The following is a 19,480-nucleotide window of genomic DNA, read 5'->3' on the forward strand; positions in this document are numbered from 1 at the left end:
GAATTCAAGAAAAATTAAACCACCTATCCCCTAAAGAATTTAGGGAACAAGTGGTTTAGGTGTTTTGATTGGTGTCCCGTTTTCGGGGTTCACTTCATTTCTTGAGGGTGTTTTTGTTTCATTCTACTGCTGCCCATACCCTTCAAACTTCTTCGCCAAATTCTCCATCTCATCTTCTGGCAAAAGCTTCGGTTCTCCGACGCTTTTCGTTTGATAATAAATTTGAGCACAAAACTCAATCTCTTCTGCAACAGTAAACGCCATTTTTATATTATTTGCACCAGCAATTAAACCGTGATTTGCAAGTAGCACAGCACGACGATCAATCATGCCTTCAAAAGCAGCATCCGCTAATTGCTTCGTACCAAATGTTTCATACGGTGCACAGCGAACATTCGGGCCTGCGAAAGCAATTAAATATGAAACAGCAGGAAGCTCCCATCCTAATGACGCAATCGTCTTTGCGTAAGGAGAATGTGTATGCACAAGCGCATTTATATCTTCACGATTTCTATAATAAATAAGATGCATATCTAGTTCGCTTGATGGCTTTCTCTCTCCCTCTACCACTTCACCATCTAAGTTTAATATAACTACATCTTCAGGTTTTGTTTCATAATACTCTAAACCACTTGGACTAATCGCAACAAGACCTTGTTCGCGATTGAAAATACTAATATTACCCCCAGTCCCCTTTGTTAAACCACTAGAGATCATTTTCTTTCCATACGCTACAATTTCTTCTCTTTCTTTTTGTAATAACATATACATCCCCCTAAGTATGAAGCTTATGATGACTGACTTTTATATTTATCTATTTATTGAAATAGCTTTTTTAAATTCTCCGTAAACGGTGCCTTTACAATCCCTTTTTCTGTAATAATCGCTGTTACATTTTCATATGGAGTAACATCAAATGCTGGATTATATACTTTACTTTCTTTCGGAGCTGAATATTGTCCGAAACGATTAATCACTTCAGAAGCATCCCTTTCTTCAATCGGAATTTCTTTTCCTGTCGGTGTTTTTAAGTCGATTGTTGGTGTTGGCGCTGCTACATAAAACGGAATGTTGTAGTATTTAGCTAAAATAGATACGCCTAATGTGCCAATTTTATTTGCTACATCACCGTTTGCTGCCACGCGGTCACATCCAACGATTACAGCATCGATTTTTCCTTGTGACATGACCATAGCTGCCATATTATCCGTAATGACAGTAACATCAATTCCCGCTCGCTGTAGTTCTAATGCTGTTAACGTTGAACCTTGTAACCTAGGACGAGTTTCATCTGAATAGATTTTTAAGTCCCATCCTTTTTCTTTCGCTAAGTACATTGGTGCTGTCGCAGTACCATACTTAGTCGTCGCTAACGCACCAGCATTGCAATGTGTTAATACTCCCATTTCATCATGGAATAATGTTAATGCATGCTCTCCAATTTGACGATTAATTTCTTCATCTTCTCTATGAATCTCTTTTGCCTCTTCTAGTAATCTGTCTTTCAACTGGACGATTGATAAGTGCGCGTTCTCTGTCGCTACCGCTTCCATTCTTTCAAGTGCCCAGAATAAGTTTACTGCTGTTGGCCTTGATGTTGCCAAATATGCACATACCTTTTTGACTTCCTCTATAAAGTCTTCCATCTTACTTTGAATAACTTCCTTTGTTCCTAAATACACACCGTACGCTGCCGAAACACCAATTGCTGGTGCTCCTCGTACTTTCATTACTTGAATGGCATCCCACACACTTTCAGCTGTCTTGAAAGATTCATAGACAACCTCATTCGGTAATAATGTTTGATCTAATAAAACTAAAGCATCATCTTTCCACTGAATGGGTATTAATTGCTCTTCCATCATATTCTCCCCTTACTTCGCGTAGTGCATTGACTGTTCTTTTAACGTTTCTACAAAACGTGCACCCGTTCTATATTGATTCGCTCGTAAAATAAAACTCTTCGCTACTTGAAGACAAATTCGCTCCGCTCTAGCACGTGCTTCCTCATTCTCAATACAAGTAATATCTTTTACTTTCGCTAATCCAACAATACGGCGAATTAATTCCAGACCTGTCACTGCAGCCGTATCCTCTAATACAGATTGTAAATATACTTCGCTAAAGCCTTCTTCCTTCGCCATAATCTCGGTCACATGAATATCCCAAGCATCTAAAAACTTCTTCTTAAATAAATCAATTACCTCTACCATCGTAGTTTGTAACCAATCCATATACGTATCTTTCTCCGCTCCAGGTGGCATCGTTGCATCTGCATTCACCCAAGCAAACATTAAATTCGCCATTACATTCCCAACGTCATATCCCATAGGTCCATAAAAAGCAAACTCAGGATCAATAACCTTTGTAGAATCATCTCTTACAAAAACAGAACCAGTATGTAAATCACCATGAAGTAATGCCTGTGCATTCGTCATAAAAGAAAATTTACGTTTCGCTACTTCCATACGAAGCTCTTTATCACTATAAATATGTTCCCTAATCCATCCCTCATTTAACGGAAATAACTCATTACGCTTATTATGATTGGTAAATGGTTCTGAATATACGAGGTCCTCTGTAATCTCACATAATTCAGGATTTATATAATTCTTCACAAGTTCCTTCTTCTCTTTATGATTCATTACAACATCCGATGTTAATAAAAGTGTATTTACCATAAAAGTAGTTAAATCATCCGCAAGCCTCGGAAATATTTGATGATTTATAAGTGCTGTACGTAATATTGTGTGATCCGATAAATCTTCCATTACGCAACAATTCATCACACTATCAAATAAATACACCTTAGGAACAAGTCCGGGTGCTAACTCATCCTCTAACTGCAAAACATCTGATTCTATACGAATACGTTTTGTCGACAACTTAAACTCATCTGAAATGCGAGCTGTATCCCCAGCTTGCTTTACGATGACTGACATGTTCTCTTTTTCATCCCAAACGCGGAACACATAATTTAAATTGCCATCACCTATTTCTTTACACTGTAACTCCTTTGCATGTTCAAACTTAGACAATTTCTCTTTCACATATGCAATCACATCTTTAGCTTCCATTAAAAAATACTTCGTGAACTTAGACATGGTTTCCCCTCCACACTAATTGTAAGCGTTTTCTAAAAGCTATAAAAAATAATAGGTTGAATTTTTTCATCCTATAAATATGTATTCTTCTTTTTGAAAGATATATCTAGGTTTTATTATATCTTGTTAGCACTTTGAGTCAATGTTTCTAACTATCATCTTAATATACTTCCTAATTATATATTTGAGATGACAAAAATTGTTCAAAAAATTTCCGATTCATTTTATTTTATTTATCACAAAATTCTTTGTAAAATAGAAGTAAGCAGTTCCTTTTCAAAACCACAACTTCTAAGAAATATTTCCTTCCTAAAAAATTAAACTTACACACTATCTCTAACATACACACTAAACTTTTCAAACACTCATCTAAAATTTATAGACTTAAAATTACCTTTCTATTCCCTGATAGCCTTAATTGAGAATAAATATTAATTAAATTGGAATAAAGTTGGTTTATTCGCTTGACAAAATAACCAATTCTATATGATAATTAATATCGAATTAGAATTATTATAGTTAATTAAAAAATATATTTTATGAGCACACTATTTTTTGATGCTCAAACCAACATTTAGGAGGAATTTTAACATGTTATTAATCGGCACAGAAGTAAAACCGTTTAAAGCTAATGCTTACCATAATGGAGAATTTATCCAAGTTACTGACGAAAGTTTAAAAGGAAAATGGAGTGTAGTTTGTTTCTACCCAGCTGACTTCACATTCGTTTGCCCAACTGAACTTGAAGACTTACAAAACCAATATGCAACTCTAAAAGACTTAGGCGTTGAAGTATACTCTGTATCTACAGACACTCACTTCACTCACAAAGCATGGCATGATAGCTCAGAAACTATCGGCAAAATCGAGTACATCATGATCGGTGACCCAACTCGAACAATCACTACAAACTTCAACGTTTTAATGGAAGAAGAAGGTCTTGCTGCTCGTGGTACATTCATCATCGATCCAGACGGCGTTATCCAATCTATGGAAATCAATGCTGACGGTATCGGCCGTGACGCAAGCATTCTTGTTAACAAAATTAAAGCTGCTCAATACGTACGTAACAACCCAGGTGAAGTTTGCCCAGCTAAATGGCAAGAGGGTTCTGCAACACTTAAACCAAGCCTTGACCTTGTAGGCAAAATCTAAGGAGTTCGATCAAAATGATACTAGATGCAGATATAAAAACACAACTATCCCAATACCTTCAGTTAATGGAGAACGATATTTTACTTAAAGTAAGCGCAGGAGACGATAACGTATCTAAAGATATGTTAGCTCTAGTAGACGAATTAGCTACTATGTCATCTAAGATTACAGTAGAAAAAGTTGAATTAGAGAGAACACCAAGCTTTAGCGTAAACCGCCCTGGTGAAGACACTGGTGTCGTATTCGCTGGTATTCCATTAGGACACGAATTTACATCATTAGTGTTAGCTTTACTACAAGTAAGTGGACGCGCTCCAAAAGTTGAACAGAAATTAATCGATCAAATTAAAAACATTCAAGGCGAATATCATTTTGAATCTTATATCAGCCTAAGTTGTCATAACTGTCCTGATGTTGTACAAGCTCTTAACGTAATGAGCGTTCTTAACTCTAGTATTACACATACTATGATTGATGGCGCTGCATTCAAAGAGGAAGTAGAAAGCAAAGACATCATGGCAGTACCAACTGTTTACCTAAACGGCGAATCTTTCGGAAGCGGTCGTATGACACTTGAAGAAATTTTAGCTAAAATGGGTAACGGTCCAGATGCATCAGAGCTTTCTGATAAAGATCCATACGATGTTCTTGTTGTTGGTGGCGGCCCTGCTGGTGCAAGTGCAGCAATTTACGCAGCACGTAAAGGCATCCGCACTGGTATCGTTGCTGAGCGCTTCGGTGGTCAAGTAATGGATACTATGGGCATTGAGAACTTCATCAGCGTAAAAAAGACTGAAGGTCCTAAGCTAGTAGCAAGTCTTGAAGAGCACGTAAAAGAATACGATATCGATGTAATGAATCTACAACGTGCGAAACGTTTAGAGAAAAAAGAACTTATTGAAGTGGAACTTGAAAACGGCGCTATTCTGAAAAGTAAGAGCGTAATCGTTTCAACAGGTGCTCGCTGGCGTAACGTTGGCGTACCGGGTGAAGCTGAGTTCAAAAATAAAGGTGTAGCATACTGCCCACACTGTGACGGTCCATTATTCACTGGAAAAGACGTAGCAGTTATCGGCGGAGGTAACTCTGGTATTGAAGCAGCTATCGACTTAGCAGGTATTGTTAAGCACGTAACTGTTCTTGAATTCATGCCAGAATTAAAAGCTGATGCTGTATTACAAGAGCGTCTTAACAGCTTACCAAACGTAACTGTTCTGAAAAACGTTCAAACGAAAGAAATTACTGGTACTGATAAAGTAAACGGTATTTCTTACATCGATCGTGAAACTGAAGAAGTTCATCACGTTGAATTACAAGGTGTATTCGTACAAATCGGTCTTGTGCCAAACACAGACTGGTTAGGCGAAACAGTTGAACGCGCTCGCGGTGAAATCGTAACAGACAAGCACGGCGCTACAAACGTACCAGGAGTGTTTGCTGCAGGTGACTGTACAAATAATCCGTACAAACAAATCATCATCTCTATGGGTTCAGGTGCAAACGCAGCTTTAGGTGCATTTGATTACTTAATTCGTAACTAATAAAAAAACAGGTGCCTTAGCATCTGTTTTTTTTACCTTAATGTATAAACTAAAAACCTCTCATTCCCATTCTTCTCATAAGCACCTGGCAATCTAACTTCTTTCTTCAGCTCAAACGCAGTCTGATTTTCTAAGAAGAAAATATAGTCCTCAGAAGGATAATATAAAATAATATCCACTTCTCTCCCCGTTTCTTCTACCGAAAGCAAAATGTTATTTACTACATTCATAAACACTTGTACAGAAAATGGATTAAAAAAATAAAACCTATTATCATGCGGATCAATCTCATATTCCTGCGCTAAACAACATTGGAACTGGATTTTCCCCTTACTGTTTCGTGTCTTTCGTGCATAACGATCTCGATTATCCATCGCTTCTTTATAAAACTCTTCATTCATTTCAATTCCAACTGCTGATGCACCACATTTATGATGCATATAAAAGTTTAATCTTCCTTTTCCGCACCCAAAGTCTACAATTCGGTCGCTACTTCGTATTTCATATTGATTCAGTAACTCATCTAATCCGCTATAGGGCGTCGGTTCATAGCGGTGATAATGCATAGACTTGTTAAACCCCTTTTGCTCACCGACTGTTTTTATATGTAAAACTGCATCGTAATATTGTTCGTTCATTCGTTTTCTCCTATTAAAAAATGGTACTTATTATTATACACCATGTACTGGAGATTCATTTTTAATCAAATTAATAGGTACGTGAAATTATATTAACGATTTTCTTAATATATCTATCGTAACTTCAAATATATCAACGATTTTTCAAATATATCGATTTACCGACAATCCACGACAAAAAAACAGGAGCTCTCTAGCCCCTGTCTTCTAACACTTTCAATACAGTTTGTTTCAATATTTCTACTCCATCCATAATACAACTATGATCAAACCTCATATACGGATGGTGTAATCCAGGTTGTAGGTCTGCTCCTAGTCCAAGCATGACAGCTTTTAAATGTGGTCTTTTCACTGTGTAATAATGGAAATCATCGCTTCCTGTCGTATAGAGAGGTCCCGTACATCTCTCTTCCCCATACACTTCGATAATACCTTTACGCATAAAGCGCTCTGCTTCTTCGGAAACCTCTGCTCCTGGTGCAAGATCCATCCATTCATATGAAGTTTTCGACCCCATCGATGCAGCTGATTCTATTACATGCTCAATCTTTTCCTTTAATTCTTCTAATAGTATATTACTCTCTGCTCTTACATCTAAACTGAAATGACCATTTCCCGGAATGATATTTAAATTATCGCCACCAGCTTGGCATCTCGTCATTTTTACTGAATAGGAACTTTGCGGTGGCAACCAAATATTTTTCAAACCGATATTAATCATGGAAATGACATCAATTGCATTCACACCTTGGTGTGGTCTCGCCCCGTGTGCATCCTCCCCATGAATCATCCCCTCTAAAAATCCAGCTGCTCCATGGCGAATAGATGAGGCTCCTTGTTTCAAAGATAGTTCTTCAATCGGTCTTAGATGGACACCAAATAAGAAATCAGCATCATCTACAGCACCTTTCTCCACCATCTTCAAAGCACCATTACCCTTCTCTTCTGCCGGCTGAAAAATAAACCTAACCGTACCACTTTTCCATCTCATATTTTTCAATTGTAAAATAACTCCCATTACAATGGTCATATGAGCATCATGACCACATGAATGGTTCGCTTTAAATTCTCCATCTACTTCTTGCCAAAGTGCATCCATATCAGCACGAATCGCAATAACTGGATTCCCGCCTCCAATCTCAGCAATTACACCTGGACAATCATCAAATGTTCTATATGAAATTCCTTCTTCTTTTAAAAAGTCAGTAATATACGCTGTCGTTTCATATTCTTTCCAACTTACTTCAGGGTTTTCGTGTAAATGCTGAAAAATCTCCGTTAAGCGCTCTTGTAGTTCTAATGTTTTCAACGTTCCAGTCTCCTTCCCAAATTATAAACCATCAGGTTAATTATACTTATGAAAAACAGATGTTTTTATGAACATATTGAATTTTAAGAAAAAAGTCAATTATTTATTTTTAGATACTTCAAAAGCTTACTACGCATCTATATTACAAACTAAACAAACAACTATAACATTCATTATTTTCTGATTTTTATATTGACGCTTACATAAACTTTTAGTTATCATAACCTAATAAACGTCTATTTTACGACAATTCTAAAAATACAAACAAACATACGTAACAAGGAGGAACTTTATGAAAAAAGAAATACCTTTTGGAATAGCAATTATCCCTATTATCATTACCGTTGCAGTTATGATGGTTACAATTGTTGTATTAAAACAAAGCCCTCACGTTCCACTTATTATCGGTACAACCGTTGCTTCTATTGTCGCTTGGCGTTACGGTTACAAATGGAATGATCTTGAAGAAGCAATGTATAAAGGGATTCGTCTTGCATTACCCGCTATCGTCATTATTATTCTTGTTGGCTTAACAATTGGTGCTTGGATTGGCGGTGGAATCGTCGCAACGATGATTTATTACGGTTTAAAACTTTTAACTCCATCACTATTTTTAGTTTCCATTACTGTCATTTGTTCTATCGTTGCATTAGCGATTGGTAGCTCTTGGTCTACAATGGGTACAATTGGTGTTGCTGGAATGGGAATTGGCCTAAGTATGGGAATTCCAGCTCCAATGGTTGCTGGTGCCATTATTTCAGGCTCTTATTTTGGCGATAAAATGTCACCGCTTTCAGATACAACTAACTTAGCCGCAGGATTAACAAATACAGATTTATTCGCACACATTCGTCATATGTTATTTACTACAGTTCCCGGTTTAATTATTACTCTTATCGTATACGCGGTCTTAGGAAGAAGCTTCGGCGCTAACAATATTGATGCGAAGAGCATCGATCAAACGTTACAAGTATTGCAACAAAACTTTGTTATCTCGCCTTTCCTACTCATTATACCCGTAGTCGTTATGGTATTGGTCGCTAAAAAAGTCCCTGCTATACCAGCGATTCTCGTCGGTATTATTTTAGGATTCTTATCACAAGTCTTTATTCAAGGTGGTTCTGTCTCAGCATCTGTCGGTGCACTCCAAGCTGGATTTGTTATAGACACTGGAAACAAGCTAGTAGACGAACTATTTAACCGCGGTGGCTTAGATTCGATGATGAATACAGTCTCTATGACAATTGTCGCTATGACTTTCGGAGGAGTATTAGAACATACAGGTATTCTTCGCTCAATTGTAAATCAAATTTTAAAGTTAGCGAAATCAGCAAAAGGGCTTATCGCTTCTACTATCGCATCTTGTTTTGCAACAAACCTTACTTGCTCTGAACAATATATTTCAATTGTTGTCCCTTCAAGAATGTACGCAAATGCATACACGGAAAAAGGACTACATTCAAAAAACTTATCCAGAGCATTAGAAGATGGTGGAACATTAACTTCTGTCTTCGTTCCTTGGAATACGTGCGGTGTATTTATTCTCGCAACACTTGGCGTAGGTGCATTTGAATATGCTCCTTATGCTATTTTGAATTTCATCGTACCTATTATCTCAATCATTTATGGTATAACAGGCTTCACAATTGTAAAACTATCAGACATTGAAAAAGCAGAACTACTAAAGAAACAAAAAGCTCAACTAGAAGCTTAAAAATAGCGGTAAATTCAGTTCATATAGTGCGCGAGGTCGCCCTTGTTGATAGGGCATTTCCTCGCCGCAAATATGAGCATACCCGTAATCAACTAATTTCTTTAACAACCTTTCTGTCGATCTTCGAGTCACTTGTAAGTACTCAGAAAGGTCAGCTGCTGTAAATTTCAATGACGGATGCGATTGACTAAATTGAATAATTTTTGACAAGTTGGCCGGACTAAGCTTCGTTTCCTTCGCTATTTTCATTAGTTCCGGATTATCATTTTTCAAACTTTGTACTCTCTGTTCTTTCGGGAATGGACCAAACAAATCTTTATCACTTGTTAGTATATAAAAACAACGATCTATTGGATTATTCTTTGCAAAACTTTGAGCAATTTTTGCATTTTGCTCCGCTTCTTTCACGGTTTTTCCATAACCAAATCCAATAGCTATCGTTCCTTCTACACTCGCAAACAAGTTATCTATCGCATTTGTTTTAATAATTGATTCGATATCACCACGAGTTGTATACAAAATGCATGTCATTTCATCCACTTGTTTAAATGAACCACGTAGTTCTTTTGAAATGACATCTAGTTTTTCAAGCAAACTCGTTCGTAATTCTAAGGACGAAATAATACAAGTACCAACAGTAGCTGAATAGCTTTTTGCTAACTCAGCTTTTATTTTTGCATCTTTTAGCCCATGTATAATGGATTGTGTTGGATCAATCATACGCTCTGAAGGAACACCCATTTTTTGAAGCTCGTCGTAAACAGCGTGAATACTAGTTAAAGCTAAATGAGCTTCTCCAGATTGATATTTAGCTACATGAAAATCGATAACTCTATTTATTTCATCTTTACTCCACAGCATATTTTCATAATCCAACACTTGCGGACTTTCTTTTATACCGATATCATGGAACACATTTGTAATAAACGAGCGGTCTACTAAATCGATGGAAATGTTATGTGGTTGAATACTTTGATGATACATGATAGAAAGAATGGAAGATGCGACAGTTGTCTCGTCTTGCTGTAAGTATGTACTTGGAATTCGTAATTGTTCTCTTACTTCTTTTGCCATATAATAAGGTAAAGCACCTGAGAAAAAGATGACATCACAAGGCTTTAGACACTTTAATAGTTCAGAAGATTCTGCCGGATGAAGGTAAATATAGGAATCAATTTCTATTCCTTCTAATTTTTGAGCAATAGGAAAAAGGTTCTCCATAAACTCCTTTGAACCGACAACTGCAATTTTTATCATCATTTTCTCTAACTCCTTATCATTAATTAACGACTATTTAACGTCAACTATATCAAATGTATAAAACTATTGTAAACAGGAAGGAGTTTCTATTCAATGAAAATTACAGCTATTCATCTTTACGCAATTCGTTTACCGCTTCGCAGTCCGTTTGTTATTAGTTATGGCTCTTATTCTGATATGCCCTCTATTATCGTCAAAATGGAAACAGATGAAGGTATTATCGGTTACGGTGAAGGCGTTGCTGATGATCACGTCACAGGTGAATCATGGGAAAGTACTTTCCATACTTTAAAACATACGCTAACCCCTGCTCTAATCGGGAAAAATCCAATGAATATCGAAAAAATACACGACATGATGGACAATACAATTTACGGTGTTCCAACAGCGAAAGCCGCAATTGATATTGCTTGTTTTGATATAATGGGCAAAAAACTAAATCAACCTGTATATCAATTAATTGGTGGGCGCTATCATGAAGAATTCCCTGTCACTCACGTTTTAAGTATTGCCGATCCTGAAGATATGGCTGAAGAAGCTGCTTCTATGATTCAAAAAGGTTACCAATCTTTCAAAATGAAAGTTGGTACGAATGTAAAAGAAGATGTGAAACGTATTGAAGCTGTACGAGAACGTGTAGGAAATGACATCGCTATTCGCATTGATGTAAACCAAGGCTGGAAAAATAGCGCGAACACATTAACAGCACTGCGTTCATTAGGACATTTAAACATTGACTGGATTGAACAACCTGTTATCGCGGACGATATTGATGCCATGGCTCATATTCGTTCTAAAACAGATCTCCCGCTTATGATTGATGAAGGACTAAAAAGTTCTCGTGAAATGCGCCAAATTATTAAATTAGAAGCTGCCGATAAAGTGAATATAAAACTAATGAAATGCGGCGGCATATATCCAGCTGTAAAGCTCGCTCATCAAGCTGAAATGGCCGGCATTGAATGCCAAGTGGGATCAATGGTCGAATCCTCTGTTGCCTCTTCCGCAGGATTCCATGTCGCTTTCTCAAAGAAAATCATTACGAGCGTAGAGCTAACAGGACCATTAAAATTCACGAAAGACATTGGAAACTTACATTACGATGTACCATTCATTCGCTTAAACGAAAAGCCGGGACTCGGCATTGAAATAAACGAAGATACACTACAAGAACTAACCGTCTTTCAAGACGTTGTACGCTAAAGGAGGACTATCATATGACGGTTCTATACGAAGGAACATTAAAACAAAATAACGAATCATTTCACGTTACATTACTATCACTAGAGCACATCGAACAAATTTTATCACTACAAAACATTGTAGTTGAAGCACTAGAAGATAAAAGTCGTTTACAACCACTCTCACAAGAAGAATTTCAATACATTCTAAAAGGAAACGGCATGATGATCGGTGCTTTTATCGAAAACGAACTCATCGCATTTCGCGCTCTACTCGTCCCGCCTATCGATGATGAACATTTAGGGCTTGATATTGGTTTGCCAGAAAGTGAACTACACCGCGTCATCTATCAAGAAATCTCAAACGTTCATCCGAACTGCCGAGGAAATGGTATGCAAAAAATATTAGCAAACATCATCATGGACGAATTGCAAAAAGAAGATAGCAAATATGATTATGTATGCTGCACCGTTGCTCCTTTTAACATCCCGAGTTTGAAGGATAAATTTGCGCAAGGGATGGAGATTGCTGTGTTGAAGGAAAAGTATGGTGGTAGTCTGCGGTATGTTTTTGTGAAGAAATTGCGCGGAGATAATGAAAGAGATTGGACGGATGTTCAAAGTATTCTAATGAGTGATGCTAGTGGACAGCAGGCTTTGCTTTCGGAGGGGTATCGTGGGTATGAGATGGAGAAAGTTGATGAAGAATTTGTTGTGAAGTTTGGACGATAATCTATATACTCGAAAAGAGGAGATGTCCCTTGTGGCATCTCCTCTTTTCGATTTGTTGAACAATCCTGTAGTAAATGAAATTATATCAACGATTTTTCGAATATATCTATCAAAACTTACAATATATCAACGATTTTTAAAATATATCTATCAAAACTTACAATATATCAACGATTCGACAAGAAATATCGATTTACCGACAAAAATTGATATCCCTTCCTAAACCGTCATCTTCCAACTAGATAAAGCTAACCAGTTCTCCATTTCCTTATAATCAGGCATTATCTTCCCGACAAGACGCCAAAAAGAGCGATCATGATTTAAATGAACCATATGACACATTTCATGAACGACTACATAGTCAATTACTCGCTGTGGTGCCATTGCTAGCTTCCAATTGAATGTTAGTTGTAAATTCGAATCGCAAGTACCCCAAGTACGACTACTATCTGTAATACGAATAGAACGTGGTTTTGTTTTGAAATTACTTTGATGCGCTTTAATACTCTTCTCTACTAAAGATTTACACTGCTTATAGTAAAATCGTTTTAAAGCTTGTTGTATTTTCTCATCCTTAAGCTCTTTCACATAAATATGTAACTTATCCCCTTCAAATACTGCGTTGTCTTGCTCAATGCTTGCATCTTGGGAAATCTGTATCGGATACGTATTCCCTAAATACAAAAAGCCCTCTCCTTGATCATAATCCTTTTCCTGTGGTCCATGCGCTCGCTCCGCCATTTCCTTACGAGTTGTCTGAATCCAATCCCACTTCTCCTCTAGCAACTGGACTAAGTATTCAACAGGTGTCCCTTTCGGAGCCTGCACTTCCACATTTCCATACGAATCTACAAAAAGACGCACGGACTTTTTCTTCTTATAAGTTATATGAAAATTAATTGTCTCACCTAAATATGTATGTACCATTTCATCACCTAGCGTATTATTTTACAAATAAAAAAGAGTAGGATACAAACGTCCTACTCTACCTATTATATCATTTACTGCTTTAACGAACTCATTATCCTCTATACTTTACACCTAATCCCTTAATGAAATTCCTTGCGTATCTATCGCCGCACTCTTTGTAATTTTTATGACCTTTTTTTCTTAATAGAGCGCCTAACTCTCCTTTTGTTACCGTAACGCCTACGCTATCTAATATATCAAGTACATCCTCACTCGTTAAAGATAGTGCGATTTTCATTTTCTTTAGAAGAAGGTTATTGGCACTCTCCTTACTCTGTACAGGTGCAGGCTGCCCTGGTTTCGGATCTTGCTTTCCTCTTTTTAAAGTAATAAATCCATTGAAAAATGCCTCTAACATCATCATATCGCATGTTTTTACGTACTCATCTTCGATTACATCCGCATCTTCGGCTTCATGCTGAGGAGCTCTCTTTATTTTTGTAAGCATATCAACTACGTCTTCTTTCGTTACTTCCATCCCGCCGAGTTTAAAGATTTCCACCATATCTATATCTCTTATATCTAAAGCGTATCGTACTCTTTTTAATATATCGTTGTTGCTCATTGCCATTGGGTTTCCTCCTGAAATGTTGATTATTTATTCAGCAGTTAAAGTTTATCCTATAACGTGCTTTAAATTATCATGTTTAAATCTAACCTTTTAGTTATTGTCCGCTAAATTAATACTTTAACATTTTAAAGATATGTTTTATAGTCTTACCCGAACTTTTCTCTATCATTGTATCTACAGAGCTCTTACGTGTTTTTTATATGCCTTTAAAAAGATTTCTCTCTTAACATTAACTAAAAGAAAAAAACAGTGCTTTGATTTCTCAAATACACTGTTCTTTTCCAGCTCTACGCTTATTTTCAACTCACTCATGTCATACACTACATATGAAATGATTTAACTGCTTAAAAGTTAAACCGTCTCACTATCCTGAGCAACACCAACACTATCCTCAAACTTATCCAACAAAGCACGCACCTCATTGGTCGATTTCGTACTCATCAATTGATTTCTCAATTCCGCAGCTCCTGGGAAGCCCTTCACATAAATTTTGAAGAAGCGGTGAAGTCCTGTGATTGAGCGTGGCAGTACTTCTGCATATTGATCTTGAAGATCAAGTTGTAGTCTTAAAAGATCTAGATGTTCTTTACTGCTATGCTCTCTTGGCTCTTTTTCAAAAGCAAATGGATTTTTGAAGATGCCTCGTCCGATCATTACGCCATCAATGCCGTATTTTTCAGCAAGTTCCAGTCCCATTTTACGATCAAGGATGTCTCCATTGATTGTTATTAACGTATTTGGTGCGATACGGTCACGTAATTTTTTAATTTCCGGAATTAGTTCCCAATGCGCATCTACTTGGCTCATTTCTTCTCTTGTGCGTAAATGAATAGAAAGGTTCGCAATATCTTGTTTGAAAATGTGCGTTAACCAATCTTCCCACTCGCTTAACTCTTTAAAGCCAAGTCTTGTTTTTACGCTGACAGGTAGTCCGCCCGCTTTTGCTGCTTGGATAAGTTCTGCTGCAACGTCTGGACGTAGAATAAGACCACTACCTTTTCCTCTTGATGCTACATTCGGTACAGGGCAGCCCATATTAATATCAATGCCTTTAAATCCTAACTCTGCCATACCAATACTCATTTGACGGAAATATTCAGGATTATCTCCCCAAATATGTGCCACCATTGGCTGTTCATCTTCTGTAAAAATTAAACGACCACGTACACTTTTCATACCTTCTGGATGACAATAGCTATCTGAGTTTGTGAACTCTGTAAAGAATACATCTGGACGACCAGCCTCACTTACTACGTGACGGAAAACAACGTCTGTCACATCTTCCATTGGTGCAAGTACGAAAAATGGTCGTGGTAATTCACGCCAAAAATTATCTATCATTTCAAATTCAAATCCTCTCACTATGAATACAATTTCAAAATCTCAATTTATAATTTGTGAAAATCAGCAATATTTATTTTAACTAAAATCGCTTATGAATGGTATTTTTGTAAACCAAAAAGCAGATGGTATAGATTTTCCTATATCAACTGCTTTCCTATTATACTAACTTAAGCCAAGCCACACACTCCACATGAGTCGTATGCGGGAACATATCAACAGGCTGTACTTCCTGTGTTTTATATCCGCCTTCTTCTAGTACTTTTAAGTCACGTGCTAATGTTGCTGGGTTACACGATACGTATACGACGCGGTTTGGCTTCATGTCGATGATTGTGTTTAGTAATGCTTCGTCACAGCCTTTACGCGGTGGATCTACGACCATTGTGTCGGCGATTACGCCTTCTTTGTACCATTTTGGAATGACTACTTCTGCTTCTCCTACGCCAAATTCAGCGTTTGTCATGTTGTTTAGTGCTGCGTTTCGGTTTGCGTCTTCGATTGCTTCTGGGACGATTTCAACGCCGTACACTTTTTTCGCTTTTTGCGCTAGGAATAACGAGATTGATCCGATTCCGCAATAGGCATCAATTACTGTTTCGTTACCATTTAATTTTGCGTATTCTAACGTTTTATCGTATAGCACTTTCGTTTGTTCTGGGTTTACTTGATAGAATGAACGTGCTGAAATCGCAAATTTAATGTCACCGATAAAGTCATAAATATATTCTGATCCGTACAGTACTGTCGTTTTATCTCCGAAAATTACGTTTGTACGCTTCGTATTTACGTTTTGAACGATTGATTTTACTTCTGGGAATTTCGCTGCAATTTCTTCAACGATTGCTTTTTTGTTTGGCAATTCCGCTGTACGCGTAATGAAGACAAGCATAATTTCCCCTGTTACTTGTCCGTAACGAGCCATTACGTGACGAAGTGTTCCTTTGTTACGCTCTTCGTTATACGCAGTGATACCGTGCTTTTCACAAATACGTTTTACTTCTTGAATTAATGTATCGTTTTCTTCTGCCTGAATTAAGCATGATTCCATATTAATGATGTCATGCGTTCCTTGGCGATAGAAACCAGCTACAAGCCCACCTTCACGTTCTCCGATTGGTACTTGTGCTTTATTGCGGTATACCCACGGGTTCTTCATGCCAAGTACAGGATGAACAGGAACATCACCTAGTCCTCCGATACGCTGCATAACGTCACGTACTTGTTTTTCTTTCGCTTGTAATTGTCCTTCATAAGTTAAGTGCTGAAGCTGACAACCGCCGCACTGATTATATACTGGGCATTCAGCATCTTTACGATATGGACTTTCTGTATGAAGCTTCATTAAACGACCAAATGCAAAGTTTTTCTTCACTTTAATAATTTTAATTTGCGCTTCTTCACCTGGTAATCCGTTTTTAACGAAAATAGGATAGCCCTTTACTTTCGCAACACCGGCACCATCATGTGTTAAATCTTCAAATACTACATCTATAAACTCGTTTTTCTCAACTGGTGGCGTCATTTTAGTACTCATTTTCCGACCTCTCTTTTTCATAACACTGCGTTACATTTTATCATACTTATATGGTCTTTTTCTATTGGAAGAAAAAAAGCTATTGACGATACTTCTCTGTTAATGTTACGCTACTACTAATTTAATACGGACGATGTTACCTCATATATACTTGATAATATGGATCGAGAGTTTCTACCCGGCAACCTTAAATTGCTGGACTATGGGGAAAACTAATGAATATTAGCCTATGCGTAAAAAAGGACTCATATTGATTAGCTTTCTCTCATAGATGAAAGTGAATCCATATGGGTCTTTTTTTATTTTTATTTTTCTAAAAGGTCAGACATCTTACGTATGACATAAAACCTCGTTCTTTTATTTTTAGTAATATAACGAACGTTTTATGTACAAACTTTATACGAACTTCTGAAAGGGGCAACTACATGCAATATGTAATGAGCATTATCGGTATTCTTGCCGTGTTAGGTTTATGTTTTGCTTTGTCAAACAACAAAAGTAAAATCAACTTCCGTGCAATTGCAATTATGATTGGTTTCCAAATTTTAATCGGTTGGTTTATGTTTGCTACAAAGATTGGTCAACAAATCATTATTTTCATTAGTAAAGTTTTCAACAAACTAATTAAACTTGGTACGACAGGTGTCGATTTTCTCTTTAATGGAATTCACAGAGATTTTGTCTTTTTCTTAAACGTATTATTAATTATCGTATTTTTCTCAGCACTACTTTCAATCTTTAGTTATTTAGGTGTTTTACCATTCATCGTTCGTGTTGTCGGCGGTGCAATTTCAAAAATTACTGGTTTGCCGCGCGTTGAGTCATTCCACGCAGTAAACTCTGTATTCTTCGGTTCAAGTGAAGCGTTAATCGTCATTAAAAACGATTTACAGCATTTCAATAAAAATCGTATGTTTATCATTTGTTGTTCTGCGATGAGCTCCGTTTCTGCTTCTGTTACAGCATCATACGTAATGATGTTAGATGCAAAATACGTACTAGCAGCTCTTCCGCTAAACTTATTCTCAAGCTTAATCGTTTGTTCGTTATTAACACCAGTTGATACGAAAAAAGAAGATGAAGTGATTCAAAAATTTGATAGAACTCTATTCGGAGACAGCTTTATCGGCGCAATGATTAACGGTGCGCTTGATGGTTTAAAAGTAGCTGGTATCGTTGCCGCATTAATGATCGCCTTTATCGGTGTGATGGAAGTTGTAAACTACGTAATTAGTGCAGCTTCAGGCGCAATGGGACATGCTGTTACTTTACAACAAATCTTCGGTTACGTACTTTCTCCATTCGCATTCTTAATGGGTATTCCAACTCAAGATATTATCCCAGCTGGTGGTATTATGGGTACGAAGATTGTTTTAAACGAGTTTGTAGCAATCCTTGATTTAAAAGACACAGCTACAACATTAGCTCCACGTACAGTTGGAATCGTTACAGTATTCTTAATTAGCTTCGCAAGTATTAGCCAAATTGGTGCAATCGTTGGTACAATCCGTGCCCTTTCTGAAAAACAAGGAAGCGTTGTTTCTAAATTTGGTTGGAAAATGCTATTTGCATCAACACTTGCTTCTATTTTATCTGCAACAATCGCTGGATTGTTTATTTAATAAAAAATCACCTTACTTTAACGAGTAAGGTGATTTTTTTGATTCTTTATGAAATCGAACGGAATTCGACTACTTCCTCGTTACTAATAAGTTTTCCTTCGTGTATGCCTTTTACTGAAATAACCATAACAGATTTATCTTCTCCTTCAAGCTTTCCTAAAGAGAATAAATAGATTAAATTTTCTTTTTGTAACATCCATTGTTTGCCATTTACTCGACCTAATATTCTTTTTTCTGAAGATGGCTTTATTTCTCCAACATACTGACATTCTCCAAAAGAAGTTTTTATTATATTCTTCTCTGTATCAATTACTAGATGCTGGAATAGTTCTAGGTTTCTACTTGAAACAATTTCAATTTCATGGTTACTTTTTTGCTTAAATCGAAGTTTTCCATCACTTGTATTAGATAAACTACTATTCTCAACGGCGTTTCTAAAAAAGTTATATTCTTCTTCTGTAATACCAAAGTTAGGATGATACGGTTTCACCTGTTTATCTATATGCCCTGATATATAGTTTATGTACCACTCTTTATCATTCTTTACATGATCACTCATCTTTTTAGTAATAACCTCTACTTTTTTACGTGTATCACGATCCATCTCTAGTGTCATAATATCCGCCGTCACTTCCGCATTCATAAGATGCGATGGAATATACTCTTCCACACTATTCGCTTTACTCACTTCACTTTGACAACCAACTATAAATAGCGATATGAAAAAGATATATATTATTTTTTTATATTTCATTTCTATTCTCCACTCCATACATTATCCTTACTTAGTTTTATAGCGGTTTTTA

The 19,480-nt window shown here is 36.8% G+C and carries 17 protein-coding genes and 1 riboswitch; of the genes, 6 read left to right on the forward strand and 11 right to left on the reverse strand.

What is annotated here, in order from left to right; translation table 11 throughout:
- Positions 1–123: 123 nt before the first annotated feature.
- Genes ASE54_RS20180 through mtnK form a run of 3 tightly spaced genes read right to left on the reverse strand, consistent with a single transcriptional unit; the run spans position 124 to position 3,104 of the window.
- Positions 124–765 (reverse strand): L-fuculose-phosphate aldolase, encoded by a 642-nt coding sequence (locus ASE54_RS20180; protein WP_000926560.1) that lies wholly within the window; start codon positions 763–765, stop codon positions 124–126.
- A 53-nt stretch (positions 766–818) separates the two neighbouring features.
- Positions 819–1,862 carry an S-methyl-5-thioribose-1-phosphate isomerase gene (mtnA, locus tag ASE54_RS20185; protein ID WP_000392488.1) on the reverse strand — a complete coding sequence of 348 codons (1,044 nt, stop codon included), beginning with the start codon at positions 1,860–1,862 and terminating at the stop codon, positions 819–821.
- A gap of 12 nt (positions 1,863–1,874) precedes the next feature.
- Positions 1,875–3,104 carry an S-methyl-5-thioribose kinase gene (gene mtnK / locus ASE54_RS20190; protein ID WP_000033214.1) on the reverse strand — a complete coding sequence of 410 codons (1,230 nt, stop codon included), beginning with the start codon at positions 3,102–3,104 and terminating at the stop codon, positions 1,875–1,877.
- A 591-nt stretch (positions 3,105–3,695) separates the two neighbouring features.
- Between mtnK and ahpC the strand changes: the two genes are divergently transcribed.
- Both ahpC and ahpF read left to right on the forward strand, forming a co-directional pair.
- Positions 3,696–4,259, forward strand: coding sequence for an alkyl hydroperoxide reductase subunit C (ahpC, locus tag ASE54_RS20195; RefSeq protein WP_000924420.1), 564 nt, complete (start codon positions 3,696–3,698; stop codon positions 4,257–4,259).
- Between the two features lie 14 nt (positions 4,260–4,273).
- Positions 4,274–5,800: an alkyl hydroperoxide reductase subunit F gene (gene ahpF, locus ASE54_RS20200; protein WP_000599506.1), complete on the forward strand. Its 1,527-nt coding sequence runs from the start codon at positions 4,274–4,276 to the stop codon at positions 5,798–5,800.
- Positions 5,801–5,832: 32 nt separating this feature from the next.
- On the opposite strand, the gene ASE54_RS20205 is transcribed toward ahpF, so the two are convergent.
- Together ASE54_RS20205 and ASE54_RS20210 are read right to left on the reverse strand one after the other, a co-directional pair.
- Positions 5,833–6,438, reverse strand: coding sequence for a methyltransferase (locus tag ASE54_RS20205; protein WP_001005634.1), 606 nt, complete (start codon positions 6,436–6,438; stop codon positions 5,833–5,835).
- Positions 6,439–6,631: 193 nt separating this feature from the next.
- Positions 6,632–7,747 (reverse strand): M20 peptidase aminoacylase family protein, encoded by a 1,116-nt coding sequence (locus tag ASE54_RS20210; protein ID WP_000853510.1) that lies wholly within the window; start codon positions 7,745–7,747, stop codon positions 6,632–6,634.
- Positions 7,748–8,039: 292 nt separating this feature from the next.
- Between ASE54_RS20210 and nhaC the strand changes: the two genes are divergently transcribed.
- Entirely contained in the window at positions 8,040–9,461 is a 1,422-nt protein-coding gene (gene nhaC, locus ASE54_RS20215; protein WP_000711515.1) for a Na+/H+ antiporter NhaC, read from the forward strand.
- On the opposite strand, the gene ASE54_RS20220 is transcribed toward nhaC, so the two are convergent.
- Positions 9,450–10,721, reverse strand: coding sequence for a hypothetical protein (locus ASE54_RS20220; protein ID WP_000972820.1), 1,272 nt, complete (start codon positions 10,719–10,721; stop codon positions 9,450–9,452). The genes nhaC and ASE54_RS20220 overlap by 12 nt on opposite strands.
- Positions 10,722–10,814: 93 nt before the next feature.
- On the opposite strand from ASE54_RS20220, the gene ASE54_RS20225 reads away from it, so the two are divergent.
- Positions 10,815–11,924, forward strand: a complete 1,110-nt coding sequence (locus ASE54_RS20225; protein WP_000704500.1) for a dipeptide epimerase — start codon at positions 10,815–10,817, stop codon at positions 11,922–11,924.
- Between the two features lie 14 nt (positions 11,925–11,938).
- Positions 11,939–12,634, forward strand: coding sequence for a hypothetical protein (locus ASE54_RS20230; protein WP_000217557.1), 696 nt, complete (start codon positions 11,939–11,941; stop codon positions 12,632–12,634).
- 219 nt (positions 12,635–12,853) lie between these two features.
- On the opposite strand, the gene ASE54_RS20240 is transcribed toward ASE54_RS20230, so the two are convergent.
- The 4 genes from ASE54_RS20240 to rlmD all read right to left on the reverse strand — a co-directional run bounded on the left by ASE54_RS20240 (position 12,854) and on the right by rlmD (position 17,052).
- Positions 12,854–13,561, reverse strand: coding sequence for a SprT family zinc-dependent metalloprotease (locus ASE54_RS20240; RefSeq protein ID WP_000233758.1), 708 nt, complete (start codon positions 13,559–13,561; stop codon positions 12,854–12,856).
- A 94-nt stretch (positions 13,562–13,655) separates the two neighbouring features.
- On the reverse strand, positions 13,656–14,174 hold the full coding sequence (locus tag ASE54_RS20245; protein ID WP_001251723.1) for a DUF1456 family protein: 519 nt from the start codon (positions 14,172–14,174) through the stop codon (positions 13,656–13,658).
- A 351-nt stretch (positions 14,175–14,525) separates the two neighbouring features.
- Positions 14,526–15,515 (reverse strand): tRNA-dihydrouridine synthase, encoded by a 990-nt coding sequence (locus ASE54_RS20250; RefSeq protein ID WP_000566714.1) that lies wholly within the window; start codon positions 15,513–15,515, stop codon positions 14,526–14,528.
- A 160-nt stretch (positions 15,516–15,675) separates the two neighbouring features.
- Entirely contained in the window at positions 15,676–17,052 is a 1,377-nt protein-coding gene (rlmD, locus tag ASE54_RS20255) for a 23S rRNA (uracil(1939)-C(5))-methyltransferase RlmD (protein ID WP_000105037.1), read from the reverse strand.
- Positions 17,053–17,173: 121 nt separating this feature from the next.
- Positions 17,174–17,275: riboswitch (purine riboswitch) on the forward strand.
- 202 nt (positions 17,276–17,477) lie between these two features.
- Between rlmD and ASE54_RS20260 the strand changes: the two genes are divergently transcribed.
- Positions 17,478–18,674, forward strand: coding sequence for a nucleoside transporter C-terminal domain-containing protein (locus ASE54_RS20260; RefSeq protein ID WP_001200491.1), 1,197 nt, complete (start codon positions 17,478–17,480; stop codon positions 18,672–18,674).
- A 46-nt stretch (positions 18,675–18,720) separates the two neighbouring features.
- On the opposite strand, the gene ASE54_RS20265 is transcribed toward ASE54_RS20260, so the two are convergent.
- A complete protein-coding gene (locus ASE54_RS20265) occupies positions 18,721–19,428 on the reverse strand; it encodes a hypothetical protein (RefSeq protein WP_000875601.1) in 708 nt (235 codons plus the stop codon).
- Between the last annotated feature and the right edge of the window lie 52 nt (positions 19,429–19,480).

The sequence above is a fragment of the Bacillus sp. Root131 genome, from assembly GCF_001429475.1.
GTDB classification, from domain to species: domain Bacteria; phylum Bacillota; class Bacilli; order Bacillales; family Bacillaceae_G; genus Bacillus_A; species Bacillus_A thuringiensis_S.

What these genes read in the sequence shown, in the direction of transcription:
- ASE54_RS20180 (WP_000926560.1), bottom strand. Translation starts at nt 765, where the DNA reads ATGTTATTACAAAAAGAAAGAGAAGAAATTGTAGCGTATGGAAAGAAA.
- mtnA (WP_000392488.1), bottom strand. Translation starts at nt 1,862, where the DNA reads ATGGAAGAGCAATTAATACCCATTCAGTGGAAAGATGATGCTTTAGTT.
- mtnK (WP_000033214.1), bottom strand. Translation starts at nt 3,104, where the DNA reads ATGTCTAAGTTCACGAAGTATTTTTTAATGGAAGCTAAAGATGTGATT.
- ahpC (WP_000924420.1), top strand. Translation starts at nt 3,696, where the DNA reads ATGTTATTAATCGGCACAGAAGTAAAACCGTTTAAAGCTAATGCTTAC.
- ahpF (WP_000599506.1), top strand. Translation starts at nt 4,274, where the DNA reads ATGATACTAGATGCAGATATAAAAACACAACTATCCCAATACCTTCAG.
- ASE54_RS20205 (WP_001005634.1), bottom strand. Translation starts at nt 6,438, where the DNA reads ATGAACGAACAATATTACGATGCAGTTTTACATATAAAAACAGTCGGT.
- nhaC (WP_000711515.1), top strand. Translation starts at nt 8,040, where the DNA reads ATGAAAAAAGAAATACCTTTTGGAATAGCAATTATCCCTATTATCATT.
- ASE54_RS20220 (WP_000972820.1), bottom strand. Translation starts at nt 10,721, where the DNA reads ATGATGATAAAAATTGCAGTTGTCGGTTCAAAGGAGTTTATGGAGAAC.
- ASE54_RS20225 (WP_000704500.1), top strand. Translation starts at nt 10,815, where the DNA reads ATGAAAATTACAGCTATTCATCTTTACGCAATTCGTTTACCGCTTCGC.
- ASE54_RS20230 (WP_000217557.1), top strand. Translation starts at nt 11,939, where the DNA reads ATGACGGTTCTATACGAAGGAACATTAAAACAAAATAACGAATCATTT.
- ASE54_RS20240 (WP_000233758.1), bottom strand. Translation starts at nt 13,561, where the DNA reads ATGGTACATACATATTTAGGTGAGACAATTAATTTTCATATAACTTAT.
- ASE54_RS20245 (WP_001251723.1), bottom strand. Translation starts at nt 14,174, where the DNA reads ATGGCAATGAGCAACAACGATATATTAAAAAGAGTACGATACGCTTTA.
- ASE54_RS20250 (WP_000566714.1), bottom strand. Translation starts at nt 15,515, where the DNA reads ATGATAGATAATTTTTGGCGTGAATTACCACGACCATTTTTCGTACTT.
- rlmD (WP_000105037.1), bottom strand. Translation starts at nt 17,052, where the DNA reads ATGAGTACTAAAATGACGCCACCAGTTGAGAAAAACGAGTTTATAGAT.
- ASE54_RS20260 (WP_001200491.1), top strand. Translation starts at nt 17,478, where the DNA reads ATGCAATATGTAATGAGCATTATCGGTATTCTTGCCGTGTTAGGTTTA.
- ASE54_RS20265 (WP_000875601.1), bottom strand. Translation starts at nt 19,428, where the DNA reads ATGAAATATAAAAAAATAATATATATCTTTTTCATATCGCTATTTATA.